The organism is Microbacterium sp. CFBP9023, assembly GCF_034045055.1.
GTDB lineage: Bacteria > Actinomycetota > Actinomycetes > Actinomycetales > Microbacteriaceae > Microbacterium.
Genome location: NZ_JAXCWI010000002.1, coordinates 709,544 through 729,737 on the forward strand (window position 1 = coordinate 709,544; position 20,194 = coordinate 729,737).

At 66.7% G+C, this 20,194-nt stretch carries 20 protein-coding genes; 12 read left to right on the forward strand and 8 right to left on the reverse strand.

The window, feature by feature from the left end:
- The first annotated feature begins 6 nt into the window (after positions 1 to 6).
- Both SOM10_RS14030 and SOM10_RS14035 read left to right on the forward strand, forming a co-directional pair.
- A complete protein-coding gene (locus tag SOM10_RS14030) occupies positions 7 to 324 on the forward strand; it encodes an NIPSNAP family protein (protein ID WP_053097674.1) in 318 nt (105 codons plus the stop codon).
- Positions 325 to 391: 67 nt separating this feature from the next.
- Positions 392 to 745, forward strand: coding sequence for a hypothetical protein (locus SOM10_RS14035; RefSeq protein ID WP_187250164.1), 354 nt, complete (start codon positions 392 to 394; stop codon positions 743 to 745).
- 17 nt (positions 746 to 762) lie between these two features.
- Here SOM10_RS14035 and SOM10_RS14040 read toward each other — a convergent pair whose 3' ends face one another.
- The 3 genes from SOM10_RS14040 to SOM10_RS14050 all read right to left on the reverse strand — a co-directional run bounded on the left by SOM10_RS14040 (position 763) and on the right by SOM10_RS14050 (position 2,947).
- The gene (locus tag SOM10_RS14040; protein WP_320490599.1) at positions 763 to 1,275 is read right to left on the reverse strand and encodes a GNAT family N-acetyltransferase; all 513 of its coding nucleotides are present in this window, start codon (positions 1,273 to 1,275) and stop codon (positions 763 to 765) included.
- 48 nt (positions 1,276 to 1,323) lie between these two features.
- Positions 1,324 to 2,166, reverse strand: coding sequence for a type II CAAX endopeptidase family protein (locus tag SOM10_RS14045; protein ID WP_320490601.1), 843 nt, complete (start codon positions 2,164 to 2,166; stop codon positions 1,324 to 1,326).
- Positions 2,167 to 2,296: 130 nt separating this feature from the next.
- Positions 2,297 to 2,947, reverse strand: coding sequence for a hypothetical protein (locus SOM10_RS14050; protein WP_320490602.1), 651 nt, complete (start codon positions 2,945 to 2,947; stop codon positions 2,297 to 2,299).
- Between the two features lie 141 nt (positions 2,948 to 3,088).
- On the opposite strand from SOM10_RS14050, the gene SOM10_RS14055 reads away from it, so the two are divergent.
- The 4 genes from SOM10_RS14055 to SOM10_RS14070 all read left to right on the forward strand — a co-directional run bounded on the left by SOM10_RS14055 (position 3,089) and on the right by SOM10_RS14070 (position 9,570).
- Positions 3,089 to 4,456: a D-alanyl-D-alanine carboxypeptidase gene (locus tag SOM10_RS14055; RefSeq protein ID WP_320490603.1), complete on the forward strand. Its 1,368-nt coding sequence runs from the start codon at positions 3,089 to 3,091 to the stop codon at positions 4,454 to 4,456.
- A 163-nt stretch (positions 4,457 to 4,619) separates the two neighbouring features.
- Positions 4,620 to 6,248, forward strand: a complete 1,629-nt coding sequence (locus SOM10_RS14060) for an MFS transporter (RefSeq protein ID WP_320490604.1) — start codon at positions 4,620 to 4,622, stop codon at positions 6,246 to 6,248.
- A gap of 108 nt (positions 6,249 to 6,356) precedes the next feature.
- Complete coding sequence (locus SOM10_RS14065; protein ID WP_320490605.1) at positions 6,357 to 7,013, forward strand: hypothetical protein; 657 nt, start codon at positions 6,357 to 6,359, stop codon at positions 7,011 to 7,013.
- A gap of 193 nt (positions 7,014 to 7,206) precedes the next feature.
- The gene (locus SOM10_RS14070) at positions 7,207 to 9,570 is read left to right on the forward strand and encodes an arylsulfatase (protein ID WP_320490606.1); all 2,364 of its coding nucleotides are present in this window, start codon (positions 7,207 to 7,209) and stop codon (positions 9,568 to 9,570) included.
- A 139-nt stretch (positions 9,571 to 9,709) separates the two neighbouring features.
- Here SOM10_RS14070 and SOM10_RS14075 read toward each other — a convergent pair whose 3' ends face one another.
- A complete protein-coding gene (locus SOM10_RS14075; RefSeq protein ID WP_320490607.1) occupies positions 9,710 to 10,237 on the reverse strand; it encodes a GNAT family N-acetyltransferase in 528 nt (175 codons plus the stop codon).
- A gap of 645 nt (positions 10,238 to 10,882) precedes the next feature.
- Here SOM10_RS14075 and SOM10_RS14080 point away from each other — a divergent pair.
- The 3 genes from SOM10_RS14080 (at position 10,883) to SOM10_RS14090 (ending at position 12,772) form a co-directional block, all read left to right on the forward strand.
- Positions 10,883 to 12,124, forward strand: coding sequence for a Fic family protein (locus SOM10_RS14080; protein ID WP_320490608.1), 1,242 nt, complete (start codon positions 10,883 to 10,885; stop codon positions 12,122 to 12,124).
- A gap of 276 nt (positions 12,125 to 12,400) precedes the next feature.
- The gene (locus tag SOM10_RS14085) at positions 12,401 to 12,544 is read left to right on the forward strand and encodes a hypothetical protein (RefSeq protein WP_320490610.1); all 144 of its coding nucleotides are present in this window, start codon (positions 12,401 to 12,403) and stop codon (positions 12,542 to 12,544) included.
- A gap of 45 nt (positions 12,545 to 12,589) precedes the next feature.
- Positions 12,590 to 12,772, forward strand: coding sequence for a hypothetical protein (locus SOM10_RS14090; RefSeq protein WP_320490611.1), 183 nt, complete (start codon positions 12,590 to 12,592; stop codon positions 12,770 to 12,772).
- A 28-nt stretch (positions 12,773 to 12,800) separates the two neighbouring features.
- Here SOM10_RS14090 and SOM10_RS14095 read toward each other — a convergent pair whose 3' ends face one another.
- Complete coding sequence (locus SOM10_RS14095; RefSeq protein ID WP_320490612.1) at positions 12,801 to 13,721, reverse strand: FUSC family protein; 921 nt, start codon at positions 13,719 to 13,721, stop codon at positions 12,801 to 12,803.
- Between SOM10_RS14095 and SOM10_RS14100 the strand changes: the two genes are divergently transcribed.
- Positions 13,720 to 13,845: a hypothetical protein gene (locus SOM10_RS14100; protein WP_320490613.1), complete on the forward strand. Its 126-nt coding sequence runs from the start codon at positions 13,720 to 13,722 to the stop codon at positions 13,843 to 13,845. The two genes, SOM10_RS14095 and SOM10_RS14100, sit on opposite strands and share 2 nt — an antisense overlap.
- Before the next feature lie 153 nt (positions 13,846 to 13,998).
- Here SOM10_RS14100 and SOM10_RS14105 read toward each other — a convergent pair whose 3' ends face one another.
- Positions 13,999 to 14,490: a DUF1269 domain-containing protein gene (locus SOM10_RS14105; protein WP_201471033.1), complete on the reverse strand. Its 492-nt coding sequence runs from the start codon at positions 14,488 to 14,490 to the stop codon at positions 13,999 to 14,001.
- 242 nt (positions 14,491 to 14,732) lie between these two features.
- On the opposite strand from SOM10_RS14105, the gene SOM10_RS14110 reads away from it, so the two are divergent.
- Entirely contained in the window at positions 14,733 to 17,090 is a 2,358-nt protein-coding gene (locus SOM10_RS14110) for an arylsulfatase (protein ID WP_320490616.1), read from the forward strand.
- 233 nt (positions 17,091 to 17,323) lie between these two features.
- Here SOM10_RS14110 and SOM10_RS14115 read toward each other — a convergent pair whose 3' ends face one another.
- Both SOM10_RS14115 and SOM10_RS14120 read right to left on the reverse strand, forming a co-directional pair.
- Positions 17,324 to 17,836, reverse strand: a complete 513-nt coding sequence (locus SOM10_RS14115; RefSeq protein WP_320490617.1) for a tetratricopeptide repeat protein — start codon at positions 17,834 to 17,836, stop codon at positions 17,324 to 17,326.
- A gap of 61 nt (positions 17,837 to 17,897) precedes the next feature.
- The gene (locus SOM10_RS14120; RefSeq protein ID WP_320490619.1) at positions 17,898 to 18,254 is read right to left on the reverse strand and encodes a cupin domain-containing protein; all 357 of its coding nucleotides are present in this window, start codon (positions 18,252 to 18,254) and stop codon (positions 17,898 to 17,900) included.
- Between the two features lie 771 nt (positions 18,255 to 19,025).
- Between SOM10_RS14120 and SOM10_RS14125 the strand changes: the two genes are divergently transcribed.
- The gene (locus tag SOM10_RS14125; RefSeq protein ID WP_320490621.1) at positions 19,026 to 20,120 is read left to right on the forward strand and encodes an alpha/beta fold hydrolase; all 1,095 of its coding nucleotides are present in this window, start codon (positions 19,026 to 19,028) and stop codon (positions 20,118 to 20,120) included.
- The last annotated feature ends 74 nt before the right edge of the window (positions 20,121 to 20,194 follow it).

The following is a 20,194-nucleotide window of genomic DNA, read 5'->3' on the forward strand; positions in this document are numbered from 1 at the left end:
AAGGACATGATCACGGTTCACCTGCGCTACGAGATCGACCCCGACAAGCTCGACGACTTCACCGAGTACGGCAGGGCATGGATCCGTCTGGTGGCGAAGCACGGCGGAACCCACCACGGCTACTTCATGCCGAGCGAAGGCGACAGCGATGAGGCGTTCGCGCTGTTCACGTTCCCCTCGTTGGCCGAGTACGAGGTCTACCGCACGGCATCGAAGACCGACCCCGAGTGCATCGAGGCCTTCGAGTTCGCGCGCAGGACCCAATGCATCCGCCGCTACGAGCGCCGCTTCCTCAGCCCCGTCTTCTCGGCCGACGCCGACTGAGGAGGATGCTCCCGCCCGGTGCGTCAAGGGGGTTCGACGGTGCCGCTCTCCGTCCTAGCGTCTGCGCATGGCTATTGAACTGAATCACCCCGCCCTCGAACACGCCCGCTCGCTGGTCCGCGACGGCAAGGTCGTCCGCGACGAGCGCGACGACTGGTCGGAGGCCGCGCCCAGCGCTGACGACGAGAACCGCTTCATCGAGCAGCACGGATGGACCGAGTTCTCCCACTGGCACCTGGGCATCGACAAGAGCGAGAACCCCGAGACGAAGAAGGCGTACTCCTTCCCCTTCGGGGATCTCCGCTCGGTACGCCGCTCGGGAGTCATCTCCGGTGAGAGCCGTGCCGGGCAGTACGACCACACCGAGATCCGCGACGAGCTGCGCAAACTCCTCGAGCTGATCGACGCCGACCGCGACTAGCTCGGACTCCCGATACCTCAGTCCGAAGGCGACCCTTTGCCGGGATGTTCGGCCCCGCCCGTGACCACGGGCCGCGACATCATGATCTCGATCCGTCCGTCGGGGAGCGTCTCGCTCGTCCCATCGGGCGCGAATCCCAGGCGCGTATACGCCGCGATCCCCCGGGGGTTGCTCTCCATCACACCGAGATGGATCGTGTCCGCTCCGCGGGAGGAGACATAGTCCACGCAGGCGACCATCAGCGCGTCGACGGCTCCCTGACCCCGGCGCGCCGGTGCGACCCAGACCCCGTTGACCACCCAGCGGCCACTCATGTCGTAGACGCCGCCGATCCCGACGTCCTCGCCATCGATGCTCGCGATGAATGCTCCGGGATGAGTCGAACGGCTCCGCCAGACGTCGTCGCCGAACGCGGACTCCCGCTGCAGCGTCGACCCGAACATCTCCGGGGACTCTGCGAGCGCGGCCAGCCGAAGGTCTCGGTAGCGTTCCCACGTCGCAGAGGGCGCCGGAGTGATCGTCACATGCATGCCAGAAGCCTGCCAGAGCGCGGGACGCGACGTGAGATCCGTCGCTGCCTAGACCCCCGTGCCGTCGCTGAGCGCGTTGCGCTTGTCGCGTCGGCTCTCCCGAATGACGCTGATGACGCTGATCGCCAGCAGGATCAGAAGCAGGCTCTCCACGTACCCGAGCGCTCCGGTCCCCGAGTCGTCCGCAGGCGAATGCTGCACGGGGACCGATGCGGACGGCGGCCCGTCCGCGTCCCCGACGTAGAGGACCCAGTCGGTGAGTGCGTGAACGATCATCGCGACCCAGATGCGTCCGGTGACGCGCCGGATCCAGTAGTACGTCGCACCGGCGGACATGAGCGCGATCACGTTGAAGGCGATGATGAAGGGCGGCAGATCGATGAACAGGTACCCCGGAATGTGGGCGAGAGCGAACACGAAGCAGGTGATCAAGAACACCGAGAATTCTCCGAAGCGTGCTCGCACGGCCGCGAGAAGGACACCGCGGATCGCGAGCTCCTCCCCGAAGCCGACCATCAGCGTGCCGAGCGCCAGCACGATCAGGAGTCCGAGCGAGCGCTCGGCCCAGGGCACGTCGAACATCTCGATCACCGGAATGGCGACGGCAAGGACCGGGATGGCGATCAGCCACCAGCGGCGCGGGGTGAGCGTCGGGGTGGGGCGCTCTCGCCACACGTCAGCACCCCAACGGGTCCAGCGCAGGAACAGCAGGATGCCGCCGATTGCGACGGCGAGCGGGATGAAGTGGCCGAGGGAGAACTCAGCCAGAGGATCGTCCTCGCTGGCCAGTCCGCCGAGAAGGTTCCCGAGCCCCCACGCGCACAGCACGTAGAACACCACGACCCCGAGGGCGAGCCAGATGCTGCGGGGACGTTCGATTGCGGTCTTCATCCTGAGGCTCCCCTGATTCGTCGGACGGCGCCCCGTCGGCGCCGCATGAGAGCGAGCTTCCGGTCTCCTTGGCAATCCTAGGGTTGCGGAACCTCCGCTCGTCGTTTCCCGACTGACGCAGAGAGGTCGCTCACCTCTTCGGAGCGAACGAGCCCAGAGCCGACCGATACGACGCGCTGTCGCTGCGCACCTCATCAGTGACCAACAGCGCGTGAGGGCCGATCTGTCGCACGTGCAACTCGCGGCACGGGATGGTCACGACCTTCAGCAGGCCGCGACGCCAGGCATCCGCGAGCGCCTCGACGCATCGATGCTCGGGACTCTCGGCGAGCGTCGTCGGTCGTGTCTCGACGTGAGAATCGAAGCCGCGCCGCTCCCAGTCCCGATATGCCTCATCGTCGAAGACATCGCCGCCGAAGTCGTCTCGCCATGCTGGCCCGACGAGCTCGCGCAGAAGGCGCTCCCGCTCCGTCGAGCTCAGGTCTGAGCTGAACACCGCGTCGAGCAGCCCCCGGTCGGGTTCGACGGCGGCGTGAGCGAGCACGTCCTCCCAGATCCGCGACCAGGCTGCCGACCAGCGGTCGCGGGTGACGGCATCCACCGGGTTCGCCGCAGCCGCAGGCGTCTCGATCAGCCTCGGCGGCAGCGTCTCGCCGACAGGACGCAGATCGTGCGCCTCTCGAATCCAGAGCAACTCGAGCAGGAGCTGTGGCCTGTCCTCCACGGTGATGGACATGTCGTGCGGCCAGGGGTTGCCCGGCATCGGAGTCGTCGATCGCATCCCGTCAGTCCATCGGATCGCCGTTCGGCTTTCAACCGGTTGCTGTCCCCCGAACGGCGGATACCGGAGGATGCCGGCATACGAGAGGATGGCCTTTTCTGCGGAATGCGAGCGACGGGTGGACGCGATGAGGGGCTCTCGATGACGGCACCCGGGCAGCCGGTGGATGGGCTGTCCGATTTCGCGGAGCTCATGGCGCATGAGCAGGAGTTCAGCGGTGATCGGGTCGACCCCGCGGTGCACAGAAGACGCCGGCGACGAGGACTCATCATCACCGCCGTCTGCGTGGTCCTGGTGCTGGCCGTGACCGGAGGGTACGTCGGGTGGGCACTCACGGCTCCGGTGGATCCGCCGGCCGTGACCGCACGCGCACCGCAGGTCCCTGTCGGCGACGCGGCTGCCGTCGCCACGCATACGGCTGCGGCATCGGCGATCAGCGTGTCCGGCGCCGACGCGTACCTGGGCGAGGGGGCGAGCGGCACGTGGTCGGCGACGGGGACGGGCGAGCCGCTCCCGATCGCGAGCATCACCAAGCTCATCACCGCCCTCGTCATCCTCGATGCGTCACCGCTCGCCTCCGCAGACGACCCCGGACCGACCATCACTTTCGGCAAGGCCGATCACGACCTCTACGACCAGTACTACGTGCAGGGCGCGACCATCGCTCCGATGCCCACCGGCACCTCGATGTCGTTGCATGATGCCCTGGCCGTCATGCTCATCCCCTCCGCGAGCAACTACGCCGACGCGCTGTCCTCCCGGATCTTCGGGTCGCGGAGCGCTTTCCTCAGTGCGACGCGCGCCTGGCTCGCATCCCACGGCCTCACCGGAACGACGGTCACCGAGCCCACTGGCATCAGTCCGCGCAACACGAGCACGCCCGCCGATCTGCTGGCCATCGCGAAGCTCGCCGCCGCGCATCCGGCGATCGCTCGGATCGTCGCGACCCCCTCGGTCTCGATCCCCGGCGCCGGTCAGCTGATCAACACGAACGCCCTCCTCGGCACCGCCGGGATCACGGGACTGAAGACCGGCAACCTCGGCGAGGGCACGCACAGCCTGCTGTACACGGCGACGCTCGACGTGGGCGCGCCCGATCCGCTCGCGATCACCGGCGTCGTCCTCGGCGGATCATCGCGCGAGTCGGTGAATGCCACCGTGATCGCCGAGCTCGAGAGCATCCGCTCCGGCTTCCATCAGGTGCCCGTCGCGAGCGAGGGCCAGGAGATCGGAACGATCTCGACACCCTGGGGGTCTACCGCCACCCTGGTCATCGGCGAGGACGCATCGATCTTCACCTGGTCGGACACGCCGATCGAGCTGACGATGGACATCGACACCCCTCCCACCTACCGCGACGGCACGGCCGTGGGGACCGTCACCTGGACTGCGGGACCGAACACCGTCACTGCCCCGGTGACCATCGCAGGGACCATCGATCCGCCCACCGAGTGGTGGCGGCTCACCCACCCGTCCGAGCTCGGCTCCGCGACGGATGCCGAGGGCTGAGGCCGCTCGACCGCGCATAGGAACGCTGCGTGCCGACCTTCGGACGAAAGTCGAAAGATCGACCGATCGACCTCCGCCTGCGTTCTCCGGCTATACGATCTGCATCGAGGCGCCAGGCTCGATGTGCTCTGCGGAAGGACAGCCGGATATGTCAGCAGACCCGATGACCTCTCGACCTGTGGCACCGAGATCCGCCGCCGTCTCCGCCTGGGCGCCGCTGGCCATCCCGGCATTCCGGGTGCTGTGGTTCGCGCAGCTGGGCAGCAACATCGGCACCTGGATGCAGACCGTCGGCGCACAGTGGTACCTCGTCGACGCCGCGGCCAGCGCGACCATCATCGCCCTCGTGCAGACGGCGAGTCTGGCCCCGGCCGTGCTGTTCTCCCTCCCCGCGGGGGTGCTCGCCGACTCCCTCGACCGCCGCAGACTGCTGATCTGGGGGTCGGTGGCGAGCGCCGTGATCGCCGCGGCGCTGACCGTCATCGCCGCCCTGAACGAGCTCACTCCGTGGACGATCCTCGGCTTCACGTTCCTGCTCGGTATCACCTCCACGCTGACGTCCCCGGCCTGGCAGGCGATCCAACCGGAACTCGTGCCCCGCCCGCTCATCGGCGCGTCCTCCGCGCTCGGCGGCGTCACGGTGAACGGTGCCCGCGCCGTCGGCCCCGCGCTCGCTGGCGTGCTGCTGTCGCTGTTCGGCGCGCCCGTCGTCTTCGGCATCAACGCGCTCAGCTTCATCGGAGCAGTCGTCGCCCTTCTGTGGTGGCGACGGCCGCCGCAGAGCGGACTCGACGACAGGGAACCTTTCACGGCCGCGCTGCGGGCAGGAGTCCGGTACGTCTCATCCGCCCACCTCGTGCGCCGCATCCTTCTGAGGTCCGCTCTCTTCGCCCTGCCCGCCAGCGCACTGTGGGCGCTGCTTCCCGTGACCGCCAAACGGCTCGACCTCACAGCGAGCGGATACGGCTTCCTGCTCGGAGCGCTCGGCGCCGGGTCCGTGCTCGGCATCTTCGTTCTGCCCATCGCCCGGAAGAGGTTCTCGGACAACGCGGTGATCGCGGTGAGCGCTGTGCTGTTCGCAGCCGGCACGCTCGCCGCGGCATGGCTGCCGTTCGTCCCCATGCTGCCGCTGCTCGTTCTCGCCGGGGTCGCCTGGATCGGCACGCTCACCGTGCTGAACGCCGCACTGCAATTGACCCTCCCGCAGTGGGTGCGATCGCGAGGAGCATCGATCTACATCCTCGTCTTCATGGGAACGATGGCCGTCGGGTCGTTCGGCTGGGGTGCCCTGGCCGGAGCAGTCGGCACGGCGACGTCGCTGGCCGTGGCCGCGGCGCTGCTCGTCGTCATCGCAGCCAGTGTGATGTGGCTGCCGCTGCTGCCGGGCACGAGCACCGTCGACCGGACCGTCTCGATGTCATGGCCCACCCCGACTCTCGTCCTCGACCCCCAGCCGACGGACGGCCCCGTTCTCGTGCAGATCACCTACACCGTGCGACCCGACAGCATCGACGCGTTCCGAGAATCCATGCGACTGGTGGAGAGTTCGCGGCGGCGAACCGGCGGGTATCGATGGACGCTCCTCCGCAGCGGCGAAGAGCAGGACCTGCTGCTCGAGTCCTTCATGGTCCCCTCCTGGGGAGAGTACCGACGACAGCAGACCCAGAGACTGACCGGTCGCGACCGTGAGATCCAGGCGACCGCGCGGGCGCACACCGAAGGCGAGCCCACAGAGGTGCACTACTTTCCCGAGCCCACGCCGCCCCGCAGGAGACCCGGACCTCAGCGCTGAACGGGCTCAGGGGGACAGCAGAAGGCCTGCGCCTTTCGGATGCCGGGGCATCTGGGAATCCCGTGAGAATCGACGGGCTGGTCGCGACCGCGCCGATAGCGTCGAAGCATGGATATCGACACCAGACGACCCCAGGTTCGCCGTGCACGCATCCTCTCGCCCGTGTTCGGGATGGCGGTCGTCGCTGCGCTGCTGGCCGGATGCGCAGCCCCCGCGTCCCCCACCCCGACGGTCACGCAGACGGTGACGGCATCCGCTGATCCGACGCCGAGTCCGTCGCCCAGCGCATCCTCCACGCCGGCCGCGGGCGTCAGCCCATCGGGCATCGGAGACGTGGAACTCGGCGCGCCTTACGACGAAGCCGTGGCGGCGGCGGGTGCCGCTCCGGTTGACGCCTGCCCGTGGCTCGCGTCCACGGAGGCCGACGGATACATGCTCACCGTTAAGCGCCCCGAGGTCTCAGAACAGGACCCCGCGGTGGTCGACCTCGTGCAGGTGTCCGCCTCACCCGTCGACCTCGAAGGCAAGCCGGCCGTCGGCCCGCTGACCGCTGAGGGGATCGGTCTCGGTTCCCGGCTCGACCAGGCGCTGGCCGTCTACCCCGACGCGGTCGAAGTCGAGAGCGTCGGCGATCGCCGCTATCTCGCGATCGAGTCGGAAGCCGGCACCGGTTCGGTCTTCCTGACCTATACCGCCGGAACCGACATCATCTGGGGCGTGACGGCGACGACCCTCGACGAGCCGCCGTACGAATCCTGCGCGTGAGCGCGGGACCGCAGCGTCAGAGCCCTCTCGGCCCGCGTGAAGTCTTCACGACGGTGGTCGTCACCCCTTTGGGGTGACCGTCCTCCCATCGCCCCGGGTCGCTTCGGTAGAACTTGAACTGCCGCTGACCGTCGGGGGATCGAGTGTCACATGCCAGCGGCGCTCGGCGGCATCTTGACGATCGGAGAGCACGATGAAGACGTATCACGAGGGCGAGCGATTCCCGGGCCGGATCGGACGGACGTACGAAGAGTCGGAGGCGGCCTTTCCGATGCCGCCGACTGCTCCGGATGGGGCACCGAACGTCCTGTACATCGTGATCGATGACATCGGGTTCGGGTGGATCGACGCCTTCGGTGGTCTCATTCACACGCCCAACATCTCCCGCCTCGCCGACGGCGGGCTGCGGTATACCTCCTTCACGACGACCGCGCTCTGCTCTCCGACGCGCTCGTGTCTTCTCACCGGCCGCAACCACCACTCTGTGGGCATGGCGAACATCCCTGAGTTGGCCAGCGGCTTCCCCGGATACAACGCCCGCCAGCCGCAGAACAAGGCCGGGATCGCCGCGATGCTGCATGACTACGGATACACGAGCTTCTGCATCGGCAAATGGCACAACACCCCGTCCGAGGAGACGGGAATCTCAGGCCCCTATGACCGGTGGCCGACGGGCCCGGTGTTCGGGTTCGACCGCTTCTACGGGTTCATGGGCGGCGACTCCGACCAGTGGTACCCGAAGCTCTTCATCGACCGAGAAGCCATCGACCAGCCGAAGCTGCCGGAAGAGGGCTACCACCTCTCCGAGGACCTGACCGAACGCGCGATGAGCTGGATCGCCCAGCACAAGTCGCTCTCGCCGGAGAAGCCGTGGTTGACGTATCTGGCGTTCGGGGCGATGCACGCCCCCCACCACATCTGGCCGGAGTGGGCCGACCGCTACAAAGGCAAGTTCGATTCCGGCTGGGACACCTACCGCGAGGAGACTCTCGCGCGGCAGAAGGCCATGGGCATCGTCCCCGAGTCCGCCGAGCTCTCCCCGATGCTGGAGGGCGTACCCGAGTGGGACACACTCTCTGCGGACGAGAAGAAGCTCTTCGCGCGGATGGCGGAGGTCTACGCCGGATACATGGAGCACACCGATGAGCAGATCGGGCGTCTGGTGGACTTCCTCGAGGAGACAGGGCAGCTCGAGAACACTCTGCTGTTCGTCTTCGTCGGCGACAACGGATCCTCCGGGGAAGGAACTCTGAACGGTCTCTTCAACGAGCAGTCGGTGACGATCTTCAGTGGTGAACCGCCGGAGACGGTGGAACGGAACCTCGAGCGCATCGATCAACTCGGCCAACCCGGGTCTTACAACCACTACCCCGTGGGGTGGGCGTTCGCCGGCAACACCCCATTCAAGCTGTGCAAGCAGTACACGCACTGGGGAGGCGTGCGGAACCCCATGGTCGTCCACTGGCCCGCAGGCATCAGCGCCGCCGGCGAGCTGCGGCACCAATACCATCACGTCACCGACATCGTGCCGACGATCCTCGACGCCATCGGGGTCGAAGCGCCGCGCTACGTGAACACCGTGCAACAGGCGGAGATCGAAGGCGAGTCGATGCAGTACACCTTCGACGCCGACCCGGACGCACCGTCGACGCACGTCACCCAGTATTTCGAGATGCTCGGCAACCGCGGGCTCTATCACGACGGCTGGAAGGTCGTCACTTACCACGGCCGCAAGCCCTGGGAGAACGCCGCCGCCTGGTCCTTCGATGAGGACAAGTGGGAGCTCTACCACGTCGCCGAAGACCCGGCGGAGGCGCACAACCTCATGGAGGGGAAAGACGCCAGCAACCTCGACGACCCCGATGTCCGCAAGTGCATCGACCTGGTTTCGCTGTGGTGGGCCGAGGCCGGCAAATACCAGGTGCTCCCGCTGGATGACCGGTTCCAGGCGCGCGCACTCGACCGGGAGGCACTCTACGCGGCGAGCCCGAAGACCACCTGGTACGAGGGGGCCGTGCGTGTTCAACCGTTCGAGGCGCCGCTGACCCTGAGCCGATCGTGGTCGATGAGCGCGGTCGTCGAGATCCCCGAAGGTGGCGCGACGGGCCCCATCGCCGCGATGGGCGGCGACTCCTCGGGCTGGAGCCTCTATCTGAACGACGGGGTTCCGACGTTCTGCTACAACTTCCCCGGGCCGGAGCTCACGTACATCCGCGGAACAGAAGCGCTCAGTCCTGGCCGCCACACGATCGACTACGTCTTCGACAAGACAGGGCCTGAGCCATTGGGCGCCGGCGGCTCCGGTCGGATCACGGTCGACGGCACAGTCGTCGGCGAGGGAGAGATCCCCCGAACGTGCACGGTGGGGTACTCGATGGACGAGACGTTCGACATCGGATGGGACAAAGGTTCACCGGTCTCCGAAGAGTACGGACCGATCGCGAAGTTCACCGGCAAGATCGTCCGTGTCGACTTCGACTCGCAGCCGGATCTGCATCCCGATCATGCCGACCACCACGCCCAACAGCACGTCAACCAGGCGATGCTCCGGCAGTGACCCGCTGGGGCGGCTGCCGTGCACGCCGCCCCAGCGCCAGTCCCACGTCGTCCGGGTTCTCCTCACGAGCCGCGCGGAGAACCTCCGTCGACTCGCCCGGAGCCATCCGACGACTGACGGCTCGGAACGAGCCTCTGCCTCACGCTCCGGTGCGAGAGTAGCGACTGACCCAGAGGCCGGGAATCGGCTCGGCATCCGACTGGTGCACGAAGCCGAGGGACTCGTACAGCGCTCGAGCTGGCGCATTGTCGCGCCCGGTCGCGACGACCGTCTGGGGCGCGAGCGACATGACCTTCCCCACCAGCGCGGCGCCCAGGCCTTTCCGGTGATGGGTGGGGTCGATCATGAGACGGTCGAGGTCGACGACGTCATTCTCGATCACGTATCCCACCGCGCCGGCGATCTGGTGATTCTCGTCGACGCAGACCAGCCACTCCAAGCCAGCCGAAAGCAGGTCGGACGCCGTCTCATGGAGCGGCGGAATGCGGTCGTCACCGATCAGCCGAGCCTCGACAGCGTACGCCTCGTGCTGAAGCTCAAGGAGGCGCGGCGCGTGACTGCGCACTTCATCTGCGGTCAATCTTCGCGTCAGCACAGTCCGCCGCCCCTTCACCCGATCGAGCCGGTAGACCCGGCCTTGGCCTTTGTGTCGCCACAGAGACCACATCAGTTTGGCGCGACTACGGAGAGTCGGGGCCGGCCCAGCTCTTCTTCGATCGAGCGCCGCCTCTCGGCCCGTGGCGCTGTTCGACGGTGCGATCTGGGTGCGGCGACAGCTCAGCGATCCGCTGGCTTCGTCGACACACGGCATCACCGCTGTGACCTCCCGGGCCTCTCGTCGCGGAGGACGGATGTGGGACGCCTCGCGCGAGGGAGGAACGCTGATGCGAGGCGCCCCGAGTGACGCCGATGCCCGCCGGAGTCACTCCGGCCAGATGATCGCCCCCGGCGCCATCCGGCAGATTCAGGATCCCCGCTCGAGTCCATTCCCACAAGACTCAACTAGACATCGAGTGACGAGGTACTCCGCGTTGCCGCGCATCGCGGGCTTGTACCGCTCAAGGTCATCGACAGGCACCATGATCGACCCACCAGACCAGGCGCGTCTCGCACGTCTCCAGGAGATCCGACAGGGCATGGAGGAGCTTCGGATCGAGGCTCTCGCCGAACGTCGAGGTAGAACCTTCACGACCGAGGGACGCTCGAGTTCATCCGGCGAGATGATCTCGCCGCAGATAGCTCTTCGCGCCAGACGCGGGTTGAGCCACCCCCTACCAACACCTAGTTCCATAAGTGTTGGTATCATGGTGTGATGCCCACGTCTTCGCCCAGCACCCGCATCCCCATCGATGCCATCTCGAGCGAGACCCTGGACTGGAAGCCGCGGGCACCGGAGATGTTCTCGCGGGCCGAGGTTGTGCGTCAGACCGGGCCGTATGAGGCGACGGTCACAGCACCGATCGCCGAGTGGAGCCCGCAGGTTCCCAGCGAAGACACCGCTGATGTCGAAGACGCCACGCGCCAGCTGGTCGCGTTCGACGAGCATGCGCGGCGCACTTTGGGCACCGACAATCCGGCCCTGGGCCCGATGACGGCGATCCTGCTGCGCACAGAGTCCGCGTCCAGCTCACAGATCGAGCAGCTGACGACGTCGGCGAAGCAGCTCGCTCTCGCCGAGATCGATGAAGGCGACAAGGCCAATGCGCTCACGGCGATCGGGAACGTCCGCGCCATGGAGGCAGCCCTCGCGCTCTCGGACGAGATCTCCGAGGAGTCGATCCTGCAGATGCACCACGCTCTGCTGCGCCACCAACCCGGCCTCGAGCACGAAGCAGGTCTCTACCGCCAAGAACCGGTCTGGATCGGCCCCGGCAACGCCGGCCCCCGCCAGGCGGAGTTCATAGCTCCCCACCACGACCGGATTCCCGGTGCGATCGGTGACCTGGTCAGATTCGTGAAGCGCCAGGACATCTCCGTGCTTGTTCAGGTCGCTGTCGCGCACGCCCAGTTCGAGACCATCCACCCGTTCGTCGACGGCAACGGCCGCACCGGCCGCGCGCTCGCGCAGTCGATCCTGCGCAACAAGGGTCTCGTCGGCTCCACCGCCGTACCGATCTCTGCAGGACTGCTCGTGAACTCCGGGCGCTACTTCCAGGCGCTGACCGCCTTCCGAGCCGGCGACGCTGCCCCGATCATCCGCGAGTTCGCCATGGCGAGTCGCATCGCCGCGTCCACGGGGACGCAGCTGGTCGACGATCTCGTCGCGCAGCTGGACGAGTCCCGCGCTCTACTCCAGGGCGTCCGCTCCGACGCTGCGGTCTGGAAGGTCCTTCCCGCGCTCGTGGGCCAGCCGGCTGTGAACACGAAGTACCTCATGAGCGCGCTCGGACTCGGCGAGATGGCGGCGCTGCGCGCGCTGGACACACTCACCGATCGCGGGGTGCTCACCGAGACGACCGGTCAGGGACGCAACCGCGTCTGGCAGCACCGCGGGATCTTTGACGTCCTCGACGGATACGCCGAGCAGATCCGCCGGATGACCGCTCGAGGCTAGCCACGCGCCAGCGCGGGAGTCACAAGCGCCGTCGGGGCGTCACTCCTTATGACCCCCGATCCGACTTCCGCGGAATCTCGGGGATTTCGAGCGCATCCGAGGGGCGCGATCCGCCCTCGGTAGCGCGCGCCAACCTCAGAAACCTCACTATGCGGCGTCCACGTCGATCCGCGTGATTCGGGGGGTTTCGTGTTTTCAACCTCACAAACCTCAGTTGCTCAGCGAGCCTCCACCCCGCTCGTTACGACCGCCCCCTGACCTCGAATGAGTGACCCGATGCCTGAACCGAAACCGATCGGCAAGAAGACCGCCCGGCACATCCGCGCCCTCGTCATCACGCAGGACGACGCACTGAAGGGTCGACCCTGGCGGTCGATGAAAGCGATCAAGCGCGCGCTGAAGGCAGGCGAGATCGACTGACCTGCGCTCGACGCTCACCCCACACACGACCTCGAGGAGACACCGTTGGCTCCCACCTACAGCACGACCCCGCACGACACCGACGAGCTGGTCGCTCTGCGTCAGGTCATCAACGACAACGAGCGCGAGGCAGTCCTCCTGGCCAAAGCGGCGTTCAGCAAGCGGCTGCGGAAGGTGCCCGAAGACGAGATCCTCGCGCTTGACGCCGCGGGCGCCGCCCAGCTCTAAGCTGATCTGCTCACTGAGTGATCGCCAGCTAGGCACCTGACCCTTGACCGTCGGAGACCTGCTTCTGTGAAGCGGTGCGCGCCGCTCGAATGAGGATGGGAATCACGGCGCCGAACAGCAGTGCCAGGGCGACGCCGATGAGTGTTTCGAGTGCCCGCTCGGCAAAGCGGAGTCCTGGTCGTTCTCCAGCGCCCTGCAAGATGAGCGTGAGCGCGAGATAGGTGGTGAACGCCGGAGCGATGTACCACCGGCTGCCCTGTGTTGCGGCGAGGGCAGCGATCGCCAGTCCGACGGTGGCGATCGTGACTGCGGCAGGGGGATCAAGTCCGGCCAGGTATGCCGCAGCGAAGGCTCCGGCCACGACGCTCGCTGCTCGCCCGACACCACGCAAGACGAGTTGCTCTCGGCCGGGTCGCATCACCAGCAGGACAGTTCCCGTCGCCCAGCCGACGTGCTCCAGTTCGAGCACGTATCCGAGGAGCGCGGCGATCGCGGCTGCCATACCGAGAAGGGCGCCGTATGTGAGCGCCTCCTGCCGCGTCGGGGTAGGTGGACGCGCAGGAGGGGCGACCTGCCTCTCCGGCCAGAGCATCGCCACGCCCCATGCGTAGAGAGATCCAGCGAGCATGAGGACGGCAATCAGGGCACCTTCCGCGAGATCGCGATAGGACAACGCGATGCCCGTGAGTGGAAGAACCACCGCAAGCGCCAGCGCGCCCGCTCGAGCTTGCCGCGCCCACCAGGTGCAGCCGACGGCGAGGCCGAACATGGCGCAAACCGCAAGGAACGGCACCTGCGTCAAGAGAGAGCCGGTCAGGAACCCCACAGCGCTGAGGAGCCCCACGAGGGGGATGATGCGTCGACCTCTGCGGTAGCCGGGAAGATCGAATGCGGCGACCGGGATGACCCCGACCGCGAGAGCGAGCCCCGCTGTTGGGCTGAACGGCATGACGATCATCGCGGGCACGGCGTACACCGCACCGAGCAAGAACATCGTCCAATGCCACTGGATTGGGCGTTCGACCGGCGCCGAACGAGGATCGTTCATGGCCTACCCGAACGAGGTGGAGTGACGATGCCGCCCATCGCCGACGCCGGCGTTGAGAGGCATGGGGCCGGCTGCGGAGGTGGTGCGTCGGCTACGGATGGCGCAGCAGCCTCCCCAGATTCGTCGTCCCGCGCGACGAATCTGGGGCCGACCGCCTCAGCGCACACGTAGCGATCGATCAGTGCGAGCCCAGGTCGTGGATGAGTTCCTTCTCGTCTTCCTCCGACAGTGATGTCTGCACGACGGTGCCGTTGTACGGAGCGAGCGCTGCGGCGAACTTGTCCTCGGTGAGCTTCACGGCGTAGAGGACGATGGCGGACTTCCCGGCGGTGACCGTCGATTTCACGCGGTTGCGGAACTCGGCGTCCAAGCCAGTCTTGTCCAGGCCCGCGAACAGGGCACCGAAGAGTCCTCCGAAGATCAGTCCCGCGAAGGGGACGAAGAAGAGGATCCCGATCAGTCCGCCGAAGAGAGCCCCGCCGGCGGCACCGGCGCCCACCTTGCCGGTGGTCCCGGGGTATTCGACCTTGGTCTTACCCTCGCCGTCAACCTTGACGAGTGCGAGCCCGGCGAGCTCTACGACGAGGTCGCCCTGCAACTCCTGCACCCGGTTGTACGCCGCTTCCGCGTCCGCTTCGGAGTCGTATGCGATGACGATGAGATCGGCCATGGGGATCCTGCTTTCGTGGAAGTGCCGTCAAGAAGCTCCTTCTCGGCGGCAGATGGTTCTGAGCCTGGAACGGCCGGACAACGCCACCGGCGCCGCCTGCCAGATACAGGATGCGGCCTAGCGGGACGGGGCGTTCCCGCCCCTCACCTTCGAAGGGTGACCCGCCCGTTTCCGCCTCGCGCGTGGCGCATACGCTCGACCGCACAGGGCGAGACCGGCTCGCCGTACTTCAGGGAGTGGCGATGTCCGACGCGCAGCGTTCTGTTCTTCCGATCCCGGACCTCGCCTACACGGGCACGGTCACCTACGACGCGACCGACCCCGACACCACGTTCCCGCCGATCACCCCGGTGCGCCCCCCTGAAGGCTCCCCGAACGTCCTGATCGTGCTCATCGACGACACCGGATTCGGCGCTTCCAGCTCGTTCGGCGGACCCGTGCAGACCCCGAACTTCGAGCGCGTCGCGGCCGCTGGACTGAAGTACACCCGGTTCCACACCACGGCGCTCTGCTCACCCACGAGGGCGGCACTGCTCAGCGGCCGCAACCACCACACAGTCGGCATGGGAGGGATCACCGAGATCGCCACCTCCGCACCCGGCTACAGTTCGCTGCGTCCCAACAGCTGCGCTCCGCTGGCTGAGACGCTGAAGCTCAACGGCTACAACACGGCTCAGTTCGGCAAGTGCCACGAGGTGCCCGTGTGGCAGGCGAGCGCGATCGGCCCATTCGATGGATGGCCGAGTCCCGGCAACGGCTTCGAGTACTTCTACGGCTTCATCGGGGGCGAGACCAATCAGTGGTACCCGGCCCTGTACGAGAACACCACACCCGTGGAGCCCTGGGGCACCCCCGAAGACGGATACCACTTCATGGGCGACATGACCGACAAAGCGATCGCCTGGGCCCGCGAGCAGAAGTCCCTCGCCCCGGACGTGCCGTTCTTCACCTACTTCGCCCCCGGCGCCACCCACGCACCGCACCATGTGCCTGCGGAGTGGGCCGACAAGTACAAGGGACAGTTCGACCAGGGCTGGGACGAGATCCGCAAGGAAACGTTCGCGCGCCAGCTCGAGCTCGGCGTCATCCCGCCCGACGCCGTACTCACCGAGCGCAGCCCGGGCATCCCCGCGTGGGACGAGATGAGTGATCTGATCAAGCCCGCTCTCGCCCGCCAGATGGAGGTCTACGCCGGATTCCTCGCCTATGCCGATCACCACGTCGGCCGGCTGCTCGATGCCTACGAAGAGCTCGGCATCCTCGACGACACCCTCGTCTACGTGATCATCGGCGACAACGGCGCCAGTGCCGAAGGGTCGATGCACGGCACGACCAACGAGAGCTTCACGATCAACCACATGAACGAGATCGAGACCGAACAGTACGTCGCCGATCACATCGACGACATCGGCACCCCGCGCTCTTACAACCACTACGCCGTCGGGTGGGCTCACGCGATGGACACCCCATACCAGTGGACCAAGCAGGTAGCGAGCCACTGGGGCGGTACCCGCAACGGCACGATCGTCAGCTGGCCGAACGGCGGAGTGGAGAAGGGCGGCATCCGCAACCAGTTCAGCCACGTCATCGACGTCGCACCCACCGTGCTCGCAGCCGCCGGAATCCCCGAGCCCAGCATCGTCAACGGTGTCACCCAACGCCCCTACGAGGGCACGGCGATGAACTACACCTTCACTGACGCGGATGCCGACGCGGCCGAGCAGCACGAGACCCAGTACTTCGAGATGATCGGCAACCGCGCGATCTACCACAAGGGCTGGACGGCGGTCGCGAAGCATAAGGATCCCTGGCTCGCGTCATCCCATGGCCTCGACGACGACGTCTGGGAGCTGTACAACGTCGAGCAAGACTGGACACAGGCCAACGACCTCGCCGCCGAAGAACCCGAACGCCTCGCTCACCTGCAGCGGCTGTTCCTCATCCAGGCGGCACGCTTCAACGTTCTCCCCCTCGACATTCGCTCCGCCGAGCGGATGAACCCGGACATCGCCGGCCGGCCGCAACTCGTCGTCAGCGACACGCAGAAGTTCTATCCCGGTATGAAGCGCATGAGCGAGAACACCACGATCAACATCAAGAACAAGTCGTGGACCGTCACCGCGCAGGTATCGATCCCCGACGCGGGTGCTGACGGTGTGCTCATCGCGCAAGGAGGCGCGTACGGAGGCTGGTCGTTCTACCTGACGGATGGTGCTCTCGCGTTCGCGTACAACCTGCTCGGCATCACCGTCGACATCGTGCGCTCTGACGAGCCTGCGCCAATTGGGGACCGCGAGTTGCGAGCACACTTCGCCTACGACGGAGGCGGCGTCGCGAAAGGCGGCATGGTCACTCTCTTCGCCGGCGAAGACAAGATCGGCGAAGGTCGGATCGAGAAGACGATCCCCTACCAGTTCACCTTCGACGAGACCGTCGACGTCGGCCAAGACCTCGCATCGCCGGTCTCACCCGATTACGGCGCGACCGGCAACGCGTTCACCGGAACGATCGACTGGGTACGCATCGACCTCGGCGACGACGACCACTCCCACCTGATCGACGACGAGCACAAGCTGGCCGTCGCGATGCTCAAGCAATGAAAGCGCGAGATTACGGAGAGCGAGACGTCCTAGGGTGGGATGCCCCGCCTCGAGGGAGGTAACGCTGGCGGGGCATCCCGGGTGACGCCGGTGCCCGCCGGGCGTCACACCCGATGTCAGCGCACGCCCCCCGGCGCCCGCTGACAGACTCAGGATCGCACCATCTCGGCCCGAGAGTGAGCGACCCTCATCTCGCGAGGGCGGTGCACCGTCCAGTGCGATGCGCGCTGCGTTCAACGGTACTCATGCGCGTCGAGCGATACCAGGTAGTCGGCGTTGCCGCGCATCGCTGCCTTGTACCGCTCGAGCTCATCGACATGCACGTGCTCGGCGAGCAGCGTGAGCAGACTACCCAACGCTGCACTCATCTGCCCCTGCGCATGCAGCGTCAGCGCTTCGAATGCACCCAGCGCCACGTCGCCAGGGAACTCTTCGCGAGCCGTCCTGAACACCTCCGCGGACTTCTCCAGATCGCCGAGGTTGCGCAGCGTGGACCCGTACTGCAGGTAGCACCGGCGGCGGATGTCGCCGTGGAGTCCGTTCTCGAGGGCGCGCCGGTAGTAACCCTTCGCCATGACCTCTTCGCCCGCCGTATCGAACGCGCCGCCGACTTCGTAGAGGACACGCGGATCGTGCGGGTGCTGCTCCAGGATCGGGCGAAGCGCCGCGATCGTCGGCGCCGTGTTCTCGCGGTCTCGCTCCCCGAATATTCGATCCAGCTCAGCGTTCAGCTTGTCCGTTGCCATCGTGGCTCCCCGGTGCACGGTGGTGGAACCGTACTCGGTCACGCTATCCGAGGCGTACGGCTCAGAGCGCGACGTGGACGGGGCGTCGGTCTCCTCGTGTGTTCGGGGTGCTGATCACGAGGAACCGCGTCTCCGTGTCCCCAGGGTTGAAGAACCGGTGCGCGAGCCCCGGCGGGACCTCGACCCCCTGCCTGGCCTCGAGGACGACGGCGCCCTCGGCTGTCTGCATCTGAGCGGTTCCTTCGAGCACGTAGAAGAACTGCGTCGCAGTGTCGTGAACGTGCCACTCTTCGCCGGCTCCGGCCGGTACTCGCTCCTCGATCACCGACAGCCCTGGACTGTCGGATAGTCGCCACCCGTCGGAGACCTCGCCCCACACGTAGTGATCAGCATTGGTGACATCGACAGGTTCGGGCACTCTTCGATCCTTCCAGACGAAACGGTCGGCGCTTAGTGCGAACGCGCGCCCGGACACATGCTCTAGGAAGTACGCACACCTTGGGATCGACGAGAAAGAAGCCTGCCGACAGGGAACACCCCGGCGCCAACGACGGCGACACCAAGCGCGATCACCATCACTGCCGCGTCGTTAGGCAGCATGGCGCACCCGACGGATGTGTCCTCGTAGGGACAGCTTCTCCAGGGCTGGAAGAAGAACAGCACGGCTGTCGCCGCCCCCACCAGCCCCGATGACGCGCCGAGGACAGTCATCAACCTCGATCCGCGTTGAGTCATGGTCCAACGTAGACATCAGACGCGCACTCGACTCGTCCGTACTGCGATCTCCCAGCTTCGGCATCAAGTCCGCGTGTCGGGCTGGAACCCCGCGCCAGCGCTGGAAACGCGCTCTCACCTGCTCAGCCCCTTCTTACTTCCCTGTCTGGCCGTTTACCGACGATAAGACCACTTATCGCAACTATCGCTTCTACGGTTGTCCCTCACCTCCGGCCCCGACAGCCGCTGACGTTCCGAACCGGCGGTTAGTGAAACAGATCACCCCCGAAAAGTCGGGTAAGTAGCGCGCTGCAGGAGCTGCCGGTTGTCTCACGAAACTTACCGGTAGTCGCGTTTCGCTCCCCGGGCTTGATCCACATCTCGACGGGCTGCGCGCGACAATGGAGACGCTCGGAAAGATGCGAATCGCAGCTCGGTCGTCGCAGACCGGCAGATGATCCCGGAAGGAAGAGCCATGAGCACGACCGCTGCACCACCCCAGACCTCCCGCGACGACATCGAGGACCTCCGCACCCGGCTGCGGCGCTTCCGGACGCCGTCCCTGCCCCCAGGACGGTCCTGGGGGCGAGGCGTGGACGAGCAGTATCTGCAGAGCCTGATCGAGTACTGGGCATCCGACTACGACTGGACGGCACACGAGGCCCGCATCCGCGACTGGGGCTGGAAGCTCGTCGGCGGGCGCCACCGCCTGCGGGTGGTGCATCGTCCCTCGGCCGGAGCCGAAGCCACCGTGCTGCTGCTGCACGGGTGGCCGGACTCGGTCCTCCGCTTCGAGAAGATCCTGCCAGGACTCGATGACGTGAACGTCGTCGCACCGGCGCTCCCAGGCTTCCCGTTCGCCCACCCGATCCCCGAGGGCGGCCTGTCATCCGTGGACATCGCGGCTGCCGTCGCAGACGCGATGGCCGATCTCGGGTACGAGCGCTACATCGTCTCTGCGGGGGATGTCGGATGCGACGTGGCAGAGGCCCTCGCAGCGAACAATCCGAATGCCGTCGCCGCACTCCACCTCACCGACGTGTCCCAATACCACTTCCTCGTCGACCCACCAGCGGACCTGTCGCCCGCGGAGAAGAGCTACGTCCGGCATGGGCACGCGTGGCAGTCAGCGGAAGGCGGGTACATGCACGAGCAGTCCACCAAACCGCACACTCTCGCCGTCGGTCTCAGCGACTCCCCGGCAGGCCTGGCCGCGTGGATCCTCGAGAAACTCCGGTCATGGACCGACAACGACGGAGACATCGAGTCGGTGTTCACCCGGGACGAGCTCCTGACCTGGATCTCCGCGTACTGGTTCAGCCGGAGCATCGGCACCTCGTTCACCCCGTACGCCGAGGCGGCACCGAAACCGTGGCCGAAGATCGCGGCGCCGACCGTGTTCACGGTGTTCCCGAAAGACCTCGTCAACGCGCCCCGCGAGTTCGCCGAACGCTTCTTCGCCGTGACCGAGTGGTCGGTGCGCCGACGCGGAGGACACTTCGCGGCCTGGGAGCAGCCTGACGACTATCTCGCCGGCATCCGCGCCGCCATCCGCGTGGCCGCCGGCTGATCGGACACGACGCGTGACTCATCGCCGACTCCGATCGAGCGAGTTCCGCCTCCGTAGGCTCGCGGGCTCGGGGC

Coding starts and splice junctions, on each gene's coding strand:
- SOM10_RS14110 (WP_320490616.1), top strand. CDS start 14,733: ATGTCCGACGCGCAGCGTTCTGTTCTTCCGATCCCGGACCTCGCCTAC.
- SOM10_RS14030 (WP_053097674.1), top strand. CDS start 7: ATGATCACGGTTCACCTGCGCTACGAGATCGACCCCGACAAGCTCGAC.
- SOM10_RS14125 (WP_320490621.1), top strand. CDS start 19,026: ATGAGCACGACCGCTGCACCACCCCAGACCTCCCGCGACGACATCGAG.
- SOM10_RS14045 (WP_320490601.1), bottom strand. CDS start 2,166: ATGAAGACCGCAATCGAACGTCCCCGCAGCATCTGGCTCGCCCTCGGG.
- SOM10_RS14070 (WP_320490606.1), top strand. CDS start 7,207: ATGAAGACGTATCACGAGGGCGAGCGATTCCCGGGCCGGATCGGACGG.
- SOM10_RS14035 (WP_187250164.1), top strand. CDS start 392: ATGGCTATTGAACTGAATCACCCCGCCCTCGAACACGCCCGCTCGCTG.
- SOM10_RS14115 (WP_320490617.1), bottom strand. CDS start 17,836: ATGGCAACGGACAAGCTGAACGCTGAGCTGGATCGAATATTCGGGGAG.
- SOM10_RS14085 (WP_320490610.1), top strand. CDS start 12,401: ATGCCTGAACCGAAACCGATCGGCAAGAAGACCGCCCGGCACATCCGC.
- SOM10_RS14050 (WP_320490602.1), bottom strand. CDS start 2,947: ATGCGATCGACGACTCCGATGCCGGGCAACCCCTGGCCGCACGACATG.
- SOM10_RS14080 (WP_320490608.1), top strand. CDS start 10,883: ATGCCCACGTCTTCGCCCAGCACCCGCATCCCCATCGATGCCATCTCG.
- SOM10_RS14060 (WP_320490604.1), top strand. CDS start 4,620: ATGACCTCTCGACCTGTGGCACCGAGATCCGCCGCCGTCTCCGCCTGG.
- SOM10_RS14040 (WP_320490599.1), bottom strand. CDS start 1,275: ATGCATGTGACGATCACTCCGGCGCCCTCTGCGACGTGGGAACGCTAC.
- SOM10_RS14105 (WP_201471033.1), bottom strand. CDS start 14,490: ATGGCCGATCTCATCGTCATCGCATACGACTCCGAAGCGGACGCGGAA.
- SOM10_RS14055 (WP_320490603.1), top strand. CDS start 3,089: ATGACGGCACCCGGGCAGCCGGTGGATGGGCTGTCCGATTTCGCGGAG.
- SOM10_RS14065 (WP_320490605.1), top strand. CDS start 6,357: ATGGATATCGACACCAGACGACCCCAGGTTCGCCGTGCACGCATCCTC.
- SOM10_RS14100 (WP_320490613.1), top strand. CDS start 13,720: ATGACGATCATCGCGGGCACGGCGTACACCGCACCGAGCAAGAACATC.
- SOM10_RS14095 (WP_320490612.1), bottom strand. CDS start 13,721: ATGCCGTTCAGCCCAACAGCGGGGCTCGCTCTCGCGGTCGGGGTCATC.
- SOM10_RS14075 (WP_320490607.1), bottom strand. CDS start 10,237: ATGTGGTCTCTGTGGCGACACAAAGGCCAAGGCCGGGTCTACCGGCTC.